This is a genomic window from Streptomyces plumbidurans (genome assembly GCF_019857225.1).
Classification (GTDB): Bacteria; Actinomycetota; Actinomycetes; order Streptomycetales; family Streptomycetaceae; genus Streptomyces; species Streptomyces plumbidurans.
In genome coordinates this window covers 1-15954 of the sequence record NZ_JAFJSY010000062.1, presented here as the reverse complement: position 1 = coordinate 15954, position 15954 = coordinate 1, and the positions used below count along the sequence as shown (strand labels likewise).

General features: G+C 71.4%; 13 protein-coding genes and 1 riboswitch. Of the genes, 8 read left to right on the top strand and 5 right to left on the bottom strand.

The annotated features are described in order from the left end of the window. The coding region (locus tag JYK17_RS30460; protein ID WP_222811620.1) for a DUF5691 domain-containing protein at positions 1-1264 on the top strand (1264 nt) is incomplete at its 5' end. Positions 1265-1374: 110 nt separating this feature from the next. On the opposite strand, the gene icmB is transcribed toward JYK17_RS30460, so the two are convergent. Then, a complete protein-coding gene (gene icmB, locus JYK17_RS30455; RefSeq protein ID WP_016434706.1) occupies positions 1375-1791 on the bottom strand; it encodes a coenzyme B12-dependent isobutyryl CoA mutase small subunit in 417 nt (138 codons plus the stop codon). A gap of 353 nt (positions 1792-2144) precedes the next feature. Between icmB and JYK17_RS30450 the strand changes: the two genes are divergently transcribed. Together JYK17_RS30450 and JYK17_RS30445 are read left to right on the top strand one after the other, a co-directional pair. Next, positions 2145-3011 carry an esterase/lipase family protein gene (locus JYK17_RS30450; protein ID WP_108013235.1) on the top strand — a complete coding sequence of 289 codons (867 nt, stop codon included), beginning with the start codon at positions 2145-2147 and terminating at the stop codon, positions 3009-3011. Positions 3012-3221: 210 nt separating this feature from the next. After that, entirely contained in the window at positions 3222-4814 is a 1593-nt protein-coding gene (locus tag JYK17_RS30445) for a M23 family metallopeptidase (protein ID WP_222811618.1), read from the top strand. A 63-nt stretch (positions 4815-4877) separates the two neighbouring features. Here the strand turns inward: JYK17_RS30445 and pcrA are convergent, their stop codons facing one another. Then, complete coding sequence (gene pcrA / locus JYK17_RS30440; RefSeq protein WP_108013237.1) at positions 4878-7364, bottom strand: DNA helicase PcrA; 2487 nt, start codon at positions 7362-7364, stop codon at positions 4878-4880. A 230-nt stretch (positions 7365-7594) separates the two neighbouring features. After that, a riboswitch (cyclic di-AMP (ydaO/yuaA leader) is annotated at positions 7595-7763 on the top strand. Between the two features lie 8 nt (positions 7764-7771). Here pcrA and JYK17_RS30435 point away from each other — a divergent pair. Together JYK17_RS30435 and JYK17_RS30430 are read left to right on the top strand one after the other, a co-directional pair. Then, positions 7772-8926 (top strand): C40 family peptidase, encoded by a 1155-nt coding sequence (locus JYK17_RS30435; RefSeq protein ID WP_222811617.1) that lies wholly within the window; start codon positions 7772-7774, stop codon positions 8924-8926. Positions 8927-9003: 77 nt separating this feature from the next. Further along, complete coding sequence (locus JYK17_RS30430) at positions 9004-9978, top strand: tellurite resistance/C4-dicarboxylate transporter family protein (RefSeq protein ID WP_222811615.1); 975 nt, start codon at positions 9004-9006, stop codon at positions 9976-9978. Here the strand turns inward: JYK17_RS30430 and JYK17_RS30425 are convergent. Continuing rightward, positions 9956-10309 carry a hypothetical protein gene (locus JYK17_RS30425; protein WP_222811614.1) on the bottom strand — a complete coding sequence of 118 codons (354 nt, stop codon included), beginning with the start codon at positions 10307-10309 and terminating at the stop codon, positions 9956-9958. The two genes, JYK17_RS30430 and JYK17_RS30425, sit on opposite strands and share 23 nt — an antisense overlap. A 410-nt stretch (positions 10310-10719) precedes the next feature. On the opposite strand from JYK17_RS30425, the gene JYK17_RS30420 reads away from it, so the two are divergent. Next, the gene (locus tag JYK17_RS30420) at positions 10720-11787 is read left to right on the top strand and encodes a C40 family peptidase (RefSeq protein WP_108013241.1); all 1068 of its coding nucleotides are present in this window, start codon (positions 10720-10722) and stop codon (positions 11785-11787) included. 30 nt (positions 11788-11817) lie between these two features. On the opposite strand, the gene JYK17_RS30415 is transcribed toward JYK17_RS30420, so the two are convergent. Continuing rightward, positions 11818-12537: a LuxR C-terminal-related transcriptional regulator gene (locus JYK17_RS30415; RefSeq protein ID WP_222811612.1), complete on the bottom strand. Its 720-nt coding sequence runs from the start codon at positions 12535-12537 to the stop codon at positions 11818-11820. Further along, positions 12537-13826: an ATP-binding protein gene (locus JYK17_RS30410; RefSeq protein ID WP_108013332.1), complete on the bottom strand. Its 1290-nt coding sequence runs from the start codon at positions 13824-13826 to the stop codon at positions 12537-12539. Before JYK17_RS30410 ends, JYK17_RS30415 begins: the two co-directional genes overlap by 1 nt. Before the next feature lie 179 nt (positions 13827-14005). On the opposite strand from JYK17_RS30410, the gene JYK17_RS30405 reads away from it, so the two are divergent. Both JYK17_RS30405 and JYK17_RS30400 read left to right on the top strand, forming a co-directional pair. Beyond that, positions 14006-15481, top strand: a complete 1476-nt coding sequence (locus JYK17_RS30405; protein WP_128802722.1) for a PspC domain-containing protein — start codon at positions 14006-14008, stop codon at positions 15479-15481. Next, positions 15468-15713, top strand: a complete 246-nt coding sequence (locus JYK17_RS30400; protein ID WP_108013244.1) for a hypothetical protein — start codon at positions 15468-15470, stop codon at positions 15711-15713. The genes JYK17_RS30405 and JYK17_RS30400 overlap by 14 nt, the downstream gene beginning before the upstream one ends. Positions 15714-15954: the final 241 nt, after the last annotated feature.

The window sequence follows — 15954 nt, the reverse complement described above, 5'->3', positions numbered from 1 at the left end:
GGCGAACGCGCGCGGTTTCGCGGCGCCCCCTCAGGCCCTGCCCGCGCTCCTGGACGCGGCCCGGGGGCGCACGGACCTGCGGCCCGCGGCGCTGAGGTTCGCCGGACCGCGCGCCATGTGGCTCGCCCGGCTGAACCCGGACTGGCGGTTCGCCCTGCGCGCGACGCCGGGCGGAGGCACCGCCCTGCCGCACCCCGAGGACACCGAGCGGACCCGGCGGCTGTGGGACGAGGGCCTGTTCGCCGAGCGGGTCGCGCTGCTGTCCGCCCTGCGCGCCCGCGAACCCGCCGCCGCGCGGGAACTGCTGACGACGACCTGGTCGACGGAACGGGCCGAGGACCGGCTGATGTTCCTCGACTCACTGCGCACGGGACTCGGCCCGCAGGACGAACCCTTCCTGGAGCAGGCACTGTCCGACCGCAGTCGCAATGTGCGGGCGACGGCGGCCGAGTTGCTCTCCGCCCTGCCGGGGTCGGCGCTCGCGGCGCGGATGGCGGTCAGGGCCACGGCGTGCGTCGCCGTCGACCACACCCACCAGTCCCCCACGATCGCGGTGGAAGCGCCGCCCGAGTGCGACGCGAGCATGGAGCGCGACGGTGTCGTGGCCAAACCTCCGGCGGGACGGGGTGAACGGTCGTGGTGGCTCGGTCAGTTGGTGGAAGCGACACCGCTCGGGACCTGGTCCGCGCGGCTCGGTGGGCGTACGCCCCGGGAGATCGTGGCGCTGCCGGTGGCGGACGACTGGCGCAGCGACCTGCACGCGGCGTGGTGCCGGGCCGCGGTGCGGCAGCGGGATCCCGAGTGGTCCCGAGCCCTGCTCGGTACGCCGTCGGCACCGGAGGCGGGCGGACCGGGCGCCGTGTCGCTGTCGGAGCGCGCCAAGCTGCTCGCCACCCTGGACGCCGGCGAACGGGCCGACTGGGTCGCCGGGTTCATCGCGGCGCATGGTCTGTCCGAGGCGTTCCAGCTGCTCGGGGTGTGCACGGTGCCGTGGTCGGAGCCGCTCGGCAGGGCCGTGGTCGACGCCTTGGACATCGCGCGGGACGCGGGAAGCTACCCGTGGAGCTTCAGCGGAGTGATGGGCCTGGCCGAGCGCTGCCTCGACCCCTCGGAAGCCGGCCGGCTCGACGGCCTGCTGGCGATACCCGACGAATCGGAGGACGCCTCTCCCGGCGCCGGGGGCTACTGGGCGGAGGCGTTCCAGCGCCTGGTCACGACCCTGCGGTTGCGCAGGACGATGGCGGAGGAACTGGAGCAGGCGTAAAGCCCGCGCCACCCGCGTCCCGGTCACCCCACCCGCACCGCAGGCACTGCCGAGAGCCCCACGCTCAACGCCAAGCAGACCCCGCGTACCGCCGAGCGCACGCGAACGCCCTACGCCCCCGCAGGCTGCCCGGCGTGAGCCCGTACCCAGTCCACGATCGACTGGGTCGTCGCGCCCGGGGTGAAGATCTCCGCGACGCCCTTCTCCTTCAGCGGTGGGATGTCCGCCTCGGGGATGATCCCGCCGCCGAAGACCAGGATGTCCTCCGCCTCCCGCTCCTTGAGCAGGTCGATCACGGCGGCGAACAGGGTGTTGTGGGCGCCGGAGAGGATGGACAGCCCGATCGCGTCGGCGTCCTCCTGGATCGCGGTGTCGACGATCTGCTCGGGGGTCTGGTGGAGGCCGGTGTAGATGACCTCCATACCGGCGTCGCGCAGCGCCCGCGCGATCACCTTGGCGCCCCGGTCGTGGCCGTCGAGCCCCGGCTTGGCCACCACCACGCGGATCGGACCGGCTGCCACACCCATCACTGCCTCCATGAAGCGACTGCATCCATCCCCACCCACCAGTACAGCCGTATCCGCACCGACAGGGGAAGTGAACGAACGTTATCTCGGTCATCGCGCAACCGGCAGTTTCGCGGTGTGGACCGAGGGGGAAATCACACGATGGGACACGTATACCGCGCACCGTTCCGGCGGGAACCGGCGCAACAGGAGCCGCAACGAGGTCGCCGCACCACGGCACCGCAGACCACGTACCGCAGCGGTGCGGCGCGTAGGCGACGGCACGAAGGGACCGTCGACCGCCTTCCTCGCGGCTTCCACGAGGGCACACGGGGGCCAGAGGCGTCCTCCTGCGTGCCGACAGGAGGTCGGCCATGAAGGTCACCAGGGCAGCACTGCCCTTTCTTCCCCTCTGTCAGCGGCTGCTTCCCGGCAGGCTGGCGGGACTCTCCGTGGCCCTGCTCAGGGCGACCGCTCTCGATCTGGCGATCCTCGCGGGCCACCTCCTGCTCTATCCCTCCGGCGTGTTCCAGGAACGCCGAGGGCCGTCGGCCCCGCTGCCTCCACCGGACGGGGCCGCGCAGCTGCCGACGGAGACGAAACGCCCGGTCGTGCTCCTGCACGGCTTCATAGACAACCGTTCGGTGTTCGTGCTGCTGCGCCGCAGCCTGGCCCAGCACGGCAGGCAGCAGGTGGAGTCGCTCAACTACTCGCCGCTGACCTGCGACATCCGCACCGCGGCCGAGCTGCTCGGCCGGCACATAGAGGAGATCTGCGAGCGCACGGGCAGCGCGCGCGTCGACATCGTCGGGCACAGCCTCGGCGGGCTGATCGCGCGGTACTACGTGCAGCGGCTCGGTGGTGACATCCGTGTCGGCACCCTGGTCACCCTCGGCACCCCGCACTCCGGCACCCGGGTGGTGCCGCTGGCGAACGCCCACCCGATCGTGCGCCAGATGCGCCCCGGCTCGGAGCTGCTCGACGAGCTGACCCGGCCCGCGCCGGGCTGCCGTACGCACTTCGTGAGCTTCTGGAGCGACCTCGACCATCTGATGGACCCGCTGGAGACCGCCTGTGTCGATCACCCGGACCTGATGGTGCAGAACGTACGGGTGAGCGGGATCGGGCATCTGGCCCTGCCCGTGCACCCCGCCGTCGCGACCGGGATACGCCAGGCCCTCGACGCCGACACCACCGAAGCCGCAGCCGACGTCCGCTCCGGCGGCCTGACAGTGGCGTGACAGTGGTGTGACAGCCGCCCCACAGCCACTTCGGGATCGAACATAGCTCGAACACCAGACCAAGCTCACGCCTGCGGTCCCCCGAAACACGGCCGAATGCCCGTTTCCTGCGCGCCCGAAACCAGTTGAAGATTGTCGCGCCCGCGTACTGCCGGGTACAGTCGCCGCACTGCTCTGGCAGCCCCTGTTGTCGAGGCGAAAGAGAAGTTGGTGAACGACCGTCACCCGTCGGGGACCATGACCACCCCGGCTCCGGCTTCCCACGACGCCTCGGCGCCCTTCGCGCCGTACGGCACGCAGGAAGCCCAGTACGGCGACTTCACCACGTACGGCAGCTACGACGCCAACGGTTTTGCGACCGGCGCCCACCCCACCGCGACCTTCGACGCCGACCCTCTCTTCGGCAGTCTCCCGGGCGAGGGCACCGCCTCGTACGACGCGTCGCAGTGGGACACGGGACAGCACCGGACGGCGGGCTACGACGCATACGCGACCCCGCACCACCCCGGCTACGGCACCGGGGTCTACGACAACGGCGCGTACGGCACCGGTGCGTACGACACGACCGCCTGGTCCGGCCAGCAGCCGCTCCCCCTCATCCCGCACCAGGCCACCGGCCCCGACCACTCCGGTCAGTGGGACGCGAGCGCCTGGCTCCAGCCCGATCAGGCCGGCGCGCCCGCCGACCCCACCCAGCAGTGGGAATGGGGCACGCAGACCTTCGACACCGGGGCCTACGACGCCACGCAGTGGAACTCCGACGGCGGGCAGCACAGCGGCCAGTTCGAGAATGGCGAGTTCCAGGGGGCCGAGTTCCAGGGCGCCGAGTTGCAAGGTGGCGAACCGTTCGATCAGCACGGGACCGCCGTCTTCGAGCAGATCGAGCCGGAGCCGTACGCGGAGCACGGTGACGACGCGTACGCCGAACGCTCCGAGGACCCGTACGAGCAACACGCCCCGGGCGAGGGCGAGTTGGCCTCCACGGGTGAACTCCCCTCCGTGGCGCCGCTGTTGGAGGACCAGGAAGAGGTCGTGCCGTCGGCGTCGCGCACCGCCGCCCGTGCCGCCTCCCGTTCCCGTCGCCGTGCGCCCGCCCGGCGGTCCGCGCTGCTGACCATCGCCGTGCCCTCGGCCTGTGTGATGGGCGTGGCCGGTATCGCCGCCGCGTCCGTGGGCACCTTCAGCGACGACAAGGACTCCTCGACGACCGCGTCCGACGCGCACGCCGTGAAGCCGTCCGCGGCCAACAACAAGCTGGACTCCCAGCTGCAGAGCCTGTCCGCGGGCGCCGACGACTTCGCCGACCGGGCCAGCCGTACGCAGGAGCGCATCGACCTCAAGGCCCAGCAGGCGGCCGAGAAGAAGAAGGCGGCGGAGGAGGCGGCGCGCAAGGAGCGGCTGCGCCCCAAGTTCGTGCTTCCGGTCACCCAGAAGGGGCTCAGCGCCTACTTCGGTCAGGCGGGCGTCAACTGGATGTCGGTGCACACCGGCATCGACTTCCCGGTCTCGTACGGCACGACGGTGATGGCCGCGACCGACGGTGTCGCCCGTACGCAGTGGAACAGCGCGTACGGGAACATGATGATCGTGACCGCCAAGGACGGCACGGAGACGTGGTACTGCCACCTCTCCCGGTACCAGGTCGCCTCCGGCACGGCGGTGAAGGCCGGCACGCCGATCGCGTTCTCCGGGAACTCGGGCAATTCCACCGGCCCGCATCTGCACTTCGAGGTCAGGCCGGGCGGCGGCTCGGCGATCGATCCCCTGCCGTGGCTGCGCAGCCACGGGCTCGACCCGACGTAGACGGTCCGAACTTCCTTGCGGGCCCCCGCCGTTGAGCGGGGGCTCACGTACGAGGACAAGGGCCTACAGCTTCTCCACCGGCGCGTACCGCAGCAGCAGCCGCTTCGGCTTGTCGTCGCCGAAGTCGATCGTCGCCTCCGCGTTGCCGCCCGTGCCCTTCACCGCGACGACCGTGCCGAGCCCGAACTGGTCGTGGGTGACCCGGTCGCCGACGGCCAGCGAGACCACCGGCTTGTCGGAGGCGCGGCTGGTGGCGAACCCGGACGCGCCCGACGCCGAGGAGCGCGAGCGGGAGGACGACAGCGAGGCGGCCACACCGGACGCCGGGCCGGACGGGACGGGTGCCGTGGCGCCCTTGCGCTTCCAGTCGACGTGCTGGGCGGGGATCTCCTCCAGGAAGCGGGAGGGCGGGTTGTACGAGGGCTGGCCCCAGGCGCTGCGCAGCGACGACCGCGTCAGATACAGCCGTTCACGCGCGCGCGTGATGCCGACGTAGGCGAGCCGCCGCTCCTCCTCCAGCTCCTTGGTCTGGCCGAGGGCGCGCATGTGCGGGAAGACGCCGTCCTCCATGCCGGTCAGGAAGACGACCGGGAACTCCAGGCCCTTGGCGGTGTGCAGGGTCATCAGGGTGATGACGCCGGAGCCGTCCTCCTCCTCGTCCGGGATCTGGTCGGAGTCGGCGACCAGCGCGACCCGCTCCAGGAAGTCGGCGAGCCCCGCGGGCTCCTCGCCCTCGCCGGACTCCTGCTCGAACTCCAGAGCCACAGCGGCGAGTTCCTGGAGGTTCTCGATGCGGGTCTCGTCCTGCGGGTCGGTGGAGGCCTGCAACTCGGCAAGATAACCGGTCCGTTCGAGGATCGCCTCCAGGACCGTCGCCGGTCCTGCGCCGGACTCGACGATCGTACGGAGGTCCTCCATCAGCGTGTTGAACTTCCTTACGGCGTTGGCGGAGCGCGCGGCCATGCCGTACGCCTCGTCGACGCGGCGCAGCGCCTGCGGGAAGCTGATCTTCTCCCGCTGGGCGAGGGCGTCGATCATCGCCTCGGCGCGCTCGCCGATGCCGCGCTTGGGGACGTTCAGGATCCGGCGCAGCGGGACCGAGTCCTCGGGGTTGGCCAGCACGCGCAGGTAGGCCAGGACGTCCCGGACCTCCTTGCGCTCGTAGAAGCGGACGCCGCCGACGACCTTGTAGGGCAGGCCGACGCGGATGAAGACCTCTTCGAAGACACGGGACTGTGCGTTGGTGCGGTAGAAGACCGCGACGTCGCCGGCCTTGGCGTCGCCCGCGTCCGTGAGGCGGTCTATCTCGTCGGCGACGAACTGGGCCTCGTCGTGCTCGGTGTCGGCGACATAGCCGGTGATGCGCGCGCCCGCGCCCGCGTTGGTCCACAGGTTCTTGGGGCGGCGGGACTCGTTGCGCTCGATGACCGCGTTGGCGGCGGTGAGGATGGTCTGCGTGGAGCGGTAGTTCTGCTCCAGCAGGATCGTCGTCGCGTCCGGGTAGTCCTCCTCGAACTGGAGGATGTTGCGGATCGTCGCGCCGCGGAAGGCGTAGATCGACTGGTCCGCGTCACCGACGACGCACAGCTCGGCGGGCGGGAGGTCGTGCTCGCTGGGCGGTACGTCCTCGTCGTGCTGCGCGGTGCCGACCAGTTCTCGTACGAGTGCGTACTGGGCGTGGTTGGTGTCCTGGTACTCGTCGACCAGGACGTGCCGGAAGCGGCGGCGGTAGTGCTCGGCGACGTCCGGGAAGGCGCGCAGCAGATTGACCGTCGTCATGATCAGGTCGTCGAAGTCGAGGGCGTTCGCCTCGCGCAGCCGCGACTGGTACATGGCGTAGGCCTGGGCGAGGGTCTTCTCGAAGCCGTCGGTGGCCTGCGCGGCGAAGTCCTCCTCGTCGATCAGCTCGTTCTTCAGGTTGCTGATCTTGGCGCTGAAGGACTTCGGCGGGTAGCGCTTGGGGTCGAGGTCCAGGTCACGGCAGACCAGGGCCATCAGGCGCTTGGAGTCGGCGGCGTCGTAGATCGAGAACGACGACGTGAAGCCGAGCTTCTTGGACTCGCGGCGCAGGATGCGTACGCACGCGCTGTGGAAGGTCATCACCCACATCGCGTTGGCGCGCGGGCCGACGAGCTGCTCGACGCGCTCCTTCATCTCTCCCGCGGCCTTGTTGGTGAAGGTGATCGCGAGGATCTGGCCCGGGTGGACGCTCCGCTCGGCGAGCAGGTGCGCGATGCGGTGCGTGAGGACGCGGGTCTTGCCGGAGCCGGCGCCGGCCACGATGAGCAGGGGGCTGCCGGAGTGGACGACGGCCGCGCGCTGGTTCTCGTTCAGCCCGTCCAGCAGGGCGGCCGGGTCGATCACCGGGCGCGGGGCACCGTCGCGGTAGTGGGTGTCCCGGTCCGGGGGCACGTCGAACTTCCCACCGAACAGATCGTCCGGAACCGGCTCCGGTACGTGATCGTCCTCGGGCGGCGGCGGGGGCTCCTCGTCATGGCCACGGGGTGCCTTGAGGTCCGCCAGGAAGCTGTCGTCAAAGAGGCTGCTCATCGCCTTCCGAGTCTAGGGCGCTCCACTGACACCCCGCCGCCACCCCGAGAACATCCATGGAATCGCCATCCGTGACCGCCCTGCCACACCAGGTGATCAAGGAGGGCACCCTGACCGAAGGTCACGAAAATGTATCGGGCATATCGAACATCAACCTTCACAGGGGCCACACGAGTTGGCTACCGTGCCGGGCAGGCCGTACGACCCCCACCGGCGAACCCCGCCGGGCCGCGCGGCCTCCGCCGAGTCCGGAGCGCCCGCGCTTCCGGAGCCGGGGACCCACACCGACCTGGGGTGAATCGGCCCACATCCCCCTGCGGGACACGGCCGTAGGGCAACCCTTCCGAACCACCCGCCCGAACCCGACAGCTAACCCGGTAGGCGGAACATGGAAGGAGTCGCCTCCTTTGGCGTCGCACCGCAAGTCGCGTCCCACGGGTACGCGTGTGGCAGGCATACGCACCCCCGCGCTCGCCACGGCCGCCCTCACCTCCGTGGCCCTGCTGTCCCAGTCGGCCCAGGCCGCCCCCGCGGCCGACGGCAGGCCGAGCCTCGAGGAAGTCGAGAAGAAGGTCGACGACCTCTACCGCCAGGCGGAGTCGGCCACCGAGAAGTACAACGCGGCCAAGGAGAAGACCACCAAGCAGCGCAAGCAGGTGGACACCCTCCTCGACGACGTCGCCAAGCGCACCCAGAAGCTCAACGAGGAGCGGGAGCGGCTCGGCACCTTCGCCGCGGCCCAGTACCGCACCGGCGCCGCCGCCCCCGACACGGCGACGTTCCTGCTCGCGGACTCACCCCAGGACTACTTCGACCAGACGCAGCTGATGGGCCGGATGACCTCCCGTCAGAAGAGCGCGGTCGACGACTACTTCACCGAGCAGTCCGCGACGATGAAGAAGCGCCAGGAGGCCTCCAGGAACCTCCACACGCTCACCGAGACGCAGAGCGACCTGCAGACGGCCAAGTCCACCGTCCAGAAGAAGCTCTCCGACGCACGTGAGCTGCTGTCGAAGCTGAACGCCGAGCAGAAGGCGCGGCTCGCGGCGATCCAGAAGAAGAAGGAGCAGGAGGCCGCCCGCAAGGCCGCCGAGCTCGCCAAGCAGCAGGCGGCGGCCGAGCAGAAGCCGAAGGAGGAGGCAGGGGCCAAGAGCGGCTCCTCCTCAAACTCGGGCAGCTCCGCCTCCACCGGCTCCTCGTACGACGCCAAGGCCGCGAAGGTGCTCGCCTTCGCCCGCGCGCAGGTCGGCAAGCCGTACGTCTGGGGCGCCACAGGCCCCGGCTCCTACGACTGCTCCGGCCTCACCCAGGCCGCCTGGAAGGCCGCCGGTGTCAGCCTCCCCCGCACCACCTACGACCAGGTCAACGCCGGCACCACGGTCTCCCTCGCCGACGCCCGCCCGGGCGATCTGATCTTCTTCTACGACGACATCAGTCACGTCGGCATCTACATCGGCAACGGCATGATGATCCACGCCCCCAAGCCCGGCGCCTACGTCCGCGAGGAGTCCGTCTACTACGCGGGTTCGTCGATCATCCACAGTGTGGTGCGGCCGGCCTGACGCACGCGGGGGCATTTGCGCACGCACGCGCGCGTGCCCCTGCCGCAGCACCCCTCTCGCTCCTTAGCATCGGCCCCATGTCCGCCCCGAGTTCCTTCCGCGTCTGGTGGGCGCAGCGTCCCCCGTCGGCCGCGGCCGCCGTGATGGCGACCGGCATCGTGTCGATCGGGCTGCATCTGACCGCGCACGAGGTGCTGTCGCGCATCATCCTGGTGCCGGCCTCCCTGGTCTGGGTGGGGCTGGCGGCGGACTTCTTCGTCCGTCTGGTGCGGGAGCGCGAGAGGTGGCGGGCGGACGCCGGGACCCCGGCGTCGGTCGCCGCCGTCGCCGCGACCGCCGTGCTCGGGACCCGGTTCTCCGCCCTGGGGTGGCAGACCCTGGCCGCGGTTCTGCTGGCACTCGCGGCCGTGCTGTGGCCCGGGCTGCTCGTCACGGCCGTACGGCACTGGCGGCGTCGTATGCCGGGGTCGGTCTTCCTGTGCTGCGTGGCCACGCAGGGGCTCGCGGTGCTCGGCGCCACGCTCGCCGCGGCCGAAACGACACAGTGGCTCGCCCACGCCGCACTCGTGCTGTTCTGGCTGGGCCTGGTCCTCTACGGCTTCGCCCTGTCCCGCTTCGAGGTGCGCCAGGTGCTGGAGGGGAACGGGGACCACTGGGTGGCGGGCGGCGCGCTCGCCATCTCGGCGCTTGCCGGATCGAAGCTCGTCGCCGCCGACAGCGCGCGTCTGTATCTGTGGAACGACGACGACCGCGGCGTGCTGCGCGCCGTCACGGCAGCGTTGCTCGTGCTCGACCTGGCCTGGTACGCCGTCCTGCTCGTGGCCGAGGTGGCCCGTCCGCGGCTGCGCTACGACGCGCGGCGGTGGGCGACCGTGTTTCCGCTGGGGATGACGGCGACTGCCGTGCTGTCCGTCGCCGCCGCCCTCGACGTTCCGTGGCTCAAGGGGCCCGGGCAGGTGCTGCTGTGGATCGCGGTGGCCGCGTGGGTGGCCGTCGCCGTAGGGGCGGTCGCGGACATGCGCGCGGGGATCAGGTCCACAGCACCGCGATGAAGATGTTCACCGTGGTGAGCAGGCCCACCAGCCCGAACAGGTTCCTGTCCACCTTCTCGTCGTCCCGCTTCACATAGACAAGACCGAGGATCACGACCAGCAGGGCCAGCTTGATGCCGATCTTGACGGTGTCGACGTGATGGTCGTCGGCCTGGTTGAGGCCGACCAGGACCGCGCCGGTGACCAGCATCGTCAGTGCCCCGTGCAGCATGCCGGGGACGAAGCGGGCCGTGCCCTGCCCCATCGCCTTCATCTGGGTGAGGAAACCGCCGAGCAGCGCGGCGATGCCGATGATGTGCAGGGCGACGAAGAGATGGATGAGTACGTCCATGGGCCCGGAGCTTAGACAGAGGGGTGCACGGCGTCCGACACCGCCCTGTCCTTCGTTCACGGATGGTGCATATATGCGCTCCATAGCAGCCCGTCCGGAACCGGTGGCGCCGAACCGGCACATCGGTCAGCGCTCTGCGTGAAGTCGACGGCGCGGGCCGTGGATCACGGTCGGATACGGTCACCCGGCGATCCGCCCGTGGCACTTCCGCACATCGTGTGACCGTGCCGACACGGACAGGTTTAGCGTCCTGCACCAGGTGACCGGCTCCCCACCGCCGCCCGGGCCAGGGGCGGCAGTCGGACACCACCGCCGAGAAGGTCCGGTGGCGGCCCGCTCCCCTGTGCGGGCCGCCACCGGACGGGTCAGGACACGGGCGGGACGGCCGTACGAAAGGACGTGCAGTCCACGTGGCAGCGCACCGCAAGCCCAGCCGGCGTTCGCTCGGCGGGAGCACGGCCCGCACCGCCTTCACCATCGCCCTGGCGGGCGCGGCCACCGCGACGGGCTTCGAGGGGACCGGCAACGCGGACCCCGGCCTGACGGCGCAGCAGGTCAAGGCGAAGGTCGACAAGCTGTACCAGCAGGCGGAGGTCGCCACCGAGAAGTACAACGGGGCGAAGGAGAAGGCCGACGCCGCCGAGCACCGGCTGTCGACGCTGCGGGACGAGGCGGCGCGCAGGACGGACCGGCTCAACTCGGCGCGGGACGCGCTGGGTTCGATGGCCGCCGCGCAGTACCGCGACGGAGGCATGGACCCCGCGCTGCAACTCGCCCTCTCGGACGACCCCGACCGCTATCTGGAGGGCGCCGAGTTCGCCGACCGGGCGGGCAACCGGCAGGCGGAGGCCGTCGCGGGCGTACGCAAGCAACTGCGGGAGATCGAGCAGTTGCGCGGTGCCGCGCGCGTCGAGCTGGCCTCGCTCAAGGCGCGGCAGGCGGAACTGAAGCGGGAGAAGAAGACGATCACCGGGAAGCTGGACGCGGCGCGGCGGCTGCTGTCCGGGCTGCCGGCCGAGGAACGCGCGCGGATCGGCGCCGGGGGCGGTGCGGCTCGCGCCTCACGGTCCGGCACGAGCGGCCGGGACGGCCTGGCATCCCCCGGTTCCGCCACCACGGACGCACCCAACTCCCGCGCCGCTGCCGCCGTCTCGTACGCGTACAGCAAGCTCGGCAGCCCCTATGTGTGGGGTGCGACCGGCCCCAACGCCTTCGACTGCTCGGGCCTGATCCAGGCCGCGTACCGCTCCGCGGGCATCTCACTGCCCCGCACCACCTACGCCCAGATCGACGCCGGACGCCGCGTCTCCCGCTCCGAACTCGCCCCGGGCGACCTGGTGTTCTTCTACTCCGGCATCAGCCACGTCGGCCTCTACATCGGCAACGGCCAAATGATCCACGCCCCGAACCCCTCGGCACCGGTGCGGATCGCACCGATCGACGAGATGCCGTTCGCGGGGGCTACGCGGGTGGCGTGACCCGGGTGGCGGACTCCGGTGGTCCGGCCTTCAGACCAGGCGGCGCGCCGTCGCCCACCGGGTCAGCTCGTGGCGGTTCGACAGCTGCAACTTCCGCAGGACCGCCGAGACATGGGACTCGACCGTCTTCACGGAGATGAAGAGCTGCTTGGCGATCTCCTTGTACGCGTATCCGCGGGCGATGAGCCGCAGCACCTCGCGCTCGCGCTGGGTGAGGCGGTCCAGGTCCTCGTCGACCGGCGGGGCGTCGGTGGAGGCGAAGGCGTCCAGGACGAAGCCGGCCAGCCGCGGGGAGAAGACGGCGTCGCCCTCCTGGACGCGGAAGATGGAGTTGACCAGGTCCGTGCCGGTGATCGTCTTGGTGACATAGCCGCGGGCGCCGCCCCGGATCACACCGATCACGTCCTCCGCCGCGTCCGACACGGACAGGGCGAGGAACCGCACGGGCTCCTCGGCATCCGCCATCAACGCAGCGCAGCGGCGCAGGACTTCGACCCCGCCGCCGCCCGGGAGGTGGACGTCGAGGAGGACCACCTCGGGGCGGGTCGCGGTGATGACCGTGACCGCCTGGTCGACGTCGGCGGCCTCGCCGACGACCTGCACACCGGTCTCGTCGGTCCGGCCGATCTCGGCCTGCACGCCCGTACGGAACATGCGGTGGTCGTCGACGAGGACCACGCGCACATGGCGCTCGCCCGTGCTTGCGCCGGTCGGCTCGGCAGGCTCGTTCGCCTCGGTCGGGTCGCTCATCACGTCTTCTCCGCCCTCTCCATCTCCAGCTCGACCTCCGTGCCGCCGTCGGGCACCGCGCGCAGCCGCGCCGTGCCGCCGTGACGCTCCATGCGGCCGATGATCGATTCTCTGACGCCCATGCGGTCGGCGGGTATCGAGTCGAGGTCGAAGCCGGGGCCGCGGTCCCGGACCGACACGAAGACCGTCTTCCCCTCTGCTTCGGCGTAGACCTGCACCGCGCCGCCCTCGCCACCGTACTTGGCGGCGTTCACCATCGCCTCGCGCGCGGCCTGCATCTGTGCGCCGATTCTCTCGTCGAGCGGGCAGTCGCCGACGATGACGACCTCGATCGGGACGCCGTGCTTGTCCTCCACCTCCGCGGCGTTGCGCCGCACCGCGTCGGCGAGCGTGGTGGGTTCGTCGGCCTCGTCCTTGCCGGTGCCCTCCGGTTTGTAGAGCCAGGTGCGCAGATCGCGCTCCTGGGCGCGGGCGAGGCGGCGCACCTCGCTCGCGTTCTCCGCGTTGCGCTGGATCAGGGTCAGGGTGTGCAGGACGGAGTCGTGGACATGGGCGGCGACCTCGGCGCGCTCCTGCGCGCGGATGCGCATCAGGCGCTCCTCGGAGAGGTCCTGGGTCATACGGACGAGGTACGGCCCCGCGAGGAGCGTTATCCCGACAAGGACCGCGAGGGCCGCCTGCAGGACGGAGCCGAGGTGGGCGGCGGAGCCCTGCAGCACGAAGATGCCGGAGACGCCGGCGGTGACGAGGAGGACGCCTCCGGCCGCGCGCAGCAGACTGAGCGTGCGCCGCCGGCTGCCGACCTCGACCCAGCGGGCCCGGCGGGCGTTGTCCGCCTGTCGCCAGACCAGGGCTACGCCGGCGCCGACGAGGACGGTGGGCCAGAGGTAGGCCTTGGCGCCGCCGCTGAGATTCACGTTGCCGACGAAGACCATGGCCACGGCGACCATGAGCAGCAGGGCCACGATCTGGCCCCGGTCGGGTTTGCGGGCGACCAGTCTGCGGCGGCCGTCCGGCGAGGTCTCGGTGCTGACCAGCGAGGGGGGCTTCTGGCCGCCGACGCCGCCCACGCCGAGCGGCACGAAGAACCAGAAGGCGGCGTACAGCAGCGCGCCGAGGCCGTCCGCCATGAACAGGCCGACGAACACCAGCCGCACCCAGATGACAGGCAGCCCGAGATGCCCGGCGAGCCCCCGCGCGACGCCCCCGAGCCAGCGTCCGTCGCTGCTGCGGTAGAGCTTGCGCGGCGGCCGCGGTTCGACAAGTGGCGCTGCAGCGGCTTCCGGCATGCCATCGATACTCACACGGCCCAAGGACACGAGCATCAGGGTCGACCCCGGATACTCCCCTGATCTTCAGACACCCATCCCTTCGAACATCCCCCCAGCCCCGGCTCAGGGGCGATATCAGGGTCCGGCCAGGGTCGTACCGACTCCCGTCGGGGCCGTCGGGCCGTCACCATGGACGCATGACAGATCACGAGCGCGCCGCGACGGGTCCGGGACCCGGCTCCGGCCCGCACCCCGTCGCGGGTGCCGGGCCGCAGGATGCCGCGCCCGCCGCGGACGTACCGCCCGCCGGGCCGGGGTCCGGTGCGAGCGCGGGCGCGAACGCGGGCGCGGGAGAAGAGGGGAGCCCGGGGGCCGCCGAGCCCATCGAGGTCGGCAAGGGCCCCGGCAGGTTCCGTCGCGACCGGCGGTACAAGACGCTCGCCGGCGTGTGCGCCGGGCTCGGGCGGCAGTGCGACATGGACCCGGTGATCTTCCGGATCACGCTCGTGGTGCTCTCCGCGACCGGCGGCATCGGCCTGATCTTCTACGGCTTCGCCTGGCTCCTCGTGCCCTACGACGACGAGGAGGAGAACGAGGTCCGCAAGCTGCTCACCGGCCGCGTCGACGGACAGGCGCTGACCGCCGTGCTGTTCGCGCTGGTCGGCTGCGGGGTGTTCCTCACCATGCTGAAGAACGGCGGGGTGCTGGCCTTCGCCGTGGTCGTCTCGCTGCTTCTCGCGGGCGCGGGGTACTGGTCGCGGCAGCGCGGAGCCCCCGACCCCGACCCGCTGGCCGCCCAGGCCGCCGCCGACGCCCCGCCGGAGGCGCAGGCACCCCCGGCCCCCGCCGCCTTCTCCTCCTGGTGGCGCGACCCCATCGTCAAGGACGGGACGCACGACGGCGGTACGGGCTATCTGTGGGGCCCCGGGGACTCCCGCGACCGGGACCTCGCCGCCGCGATCAACATCAGCCTCGGCCGCTCCTGGACCGACCGCGCCGGCCAACGGTCCGCGCGCCCCCCGGTGGCGCCGCGACCGCGCGGCCCCCGCTGGATCGGCGGCTGGGTCTTCCTGCTCGCCCTGCTCGCGGGCGGCCTCACCACCGGCCAGACCTGGGAGGACCATGCGCTGGGCACCAGCCTGCAGGCCGGATTCGCCGCGGCGCTCATCGTCTTCGGCCTGGGCATCGCGTTCAGCGCGTTCCTGGGGCGTACGGGCGCGGGCTCGGTCTTCATGGCCATCGTCACGGCGGCCCTGCTCGCCGCGTCGGCCGCGCTGCCCAAGGACATCAACACCCACTGGATACGCACGACCTGGCAGCCGGCCGCGGTCGCGGACATACAGCCGAAGTACGAACTCGGCAGTGGCGTCGGCACCCTGGACCTGAGCCGGCTGCGTGTGGCGAAGGGACAGACGGTGAGCGCGGACGCCGAGGTCGGCGCGGGCCGGCTGAAGGTGATCGTGCCGAAGGACGCGACCGTGAAGCTCAACATCGACGTGGGGGTGGGCGACATCCAGCTGCCGGGAGACGAGCAGAGGGACGTGGACGTGGCGCCAGGCAAGCACAAGGAGGTGACCCTGCCGCCGGTCAAGGGCGGCAAGAACACCGGCACGCTCGACCTCGATCTCCAGGTCGGCGTCGGACAGGCGGAGGTGAGCCGTGCTGCGTCATGAGTTCAGGCCCGGGAAGCTGGTGGCCGGTCTCTTCCTCGCACTGGCGGGTGTCGTCTTCGCCGGGGACGCGGGCGGGCTGTGGGAGACGCCGTGGTTCGCGGTGATCCCCCTCGTGACGGGCGGGCTGTGCCTGGCCGGAGCTGTCGGGGTCGTCAGCCGGGCTGTGCGCCGCAGACGTGGTGTCGGCGAGCGTCCGGACATGCCGCAGCCGCCGGTGGACGCGCCGCGATGAGACTGGCGGCGGTGCGACCAGCGGGGGTGGGGCTGGCGGCGGTGGGGCCGACGGCGGTAGGACCGGCGGCCACGCGACCAGCGGCGGTGAGACCGGCGGCGAGGAAGCCGACGGGGGTGCGACCGGCGGCGATGCGACCAGTGGCGGTGGGACCGGCGGCGATGCGACCAGCGGCGGTAGGACCGGCGGCGAGGGAGCCGCAGGCCACCCGGGAACTCCGCCATCGGTAGTTCCCGGGCCA

What these genes read in the sequence shown, in the direction of transcription:
- icmB (WP_016434706.1), bottom strand. Translation starts at nt 1,791, where the DNA reads ATGGGTGTGGCAGCCGGTCCGATCCGCGTGGTGGTGGCCAAGCCGGGG.
- JYK17_RS30450 (WP_108013235.1), top strand. Translation starts at nt 2,145, where the DNA reads ATGAAGGTCACCAGGGCAGCACTGCCCTTTCTTCCCCTCTGTCAGCGG.
- pcrA (WP_108013237.1), bottom strand. Translation starts at nt 7,364, where the DNA reads ATGAGCAGCCTCTTTGACGACAGCTTCCTGGCGGACCTCAAGGCACCC.
- JYK17_RS30430 (WP_222811615.1), top strand. Translation starts at nt 9,004, where the DNA reads ATGTCCGCCCCGAGTTCCTTCCGCGTCTGGTGGGCGCAGCGTCCCCCG.
- JYK17_RS30425 (WP_222811614.1), bottom strand. Translation starts at nt 10,309, where the DNA reads ATGGACGTACTCATCCATCTCTTCGTCGCCCTGCACATCATCGGCATC.
- JYK17_RS30415 (WP_222811612.1), bottom strand. Translation starts at nt 12,537, where the DNA reads ATGAGCGACCCGACCGAGGCGAACGAGCCTGCCGAGCCGACCGGCGCA.
- JYK17_RS30410 (WP_108013332.1), bottom strand. Translation starts at nt 13,826, where the DNA reads ATGCCGGAAGCCGCTGCAGCGCCACTTGTCGAACCGCGGCCGCCGCGC.
- JYK17_RS30405 (WP_128802722.1), top strand. Translation starts at nt 14,006, where the DNA reads ATGACAGATCACGAGCGCGCCGCGACGGGTCCGGGACCCGGCTCCGGC.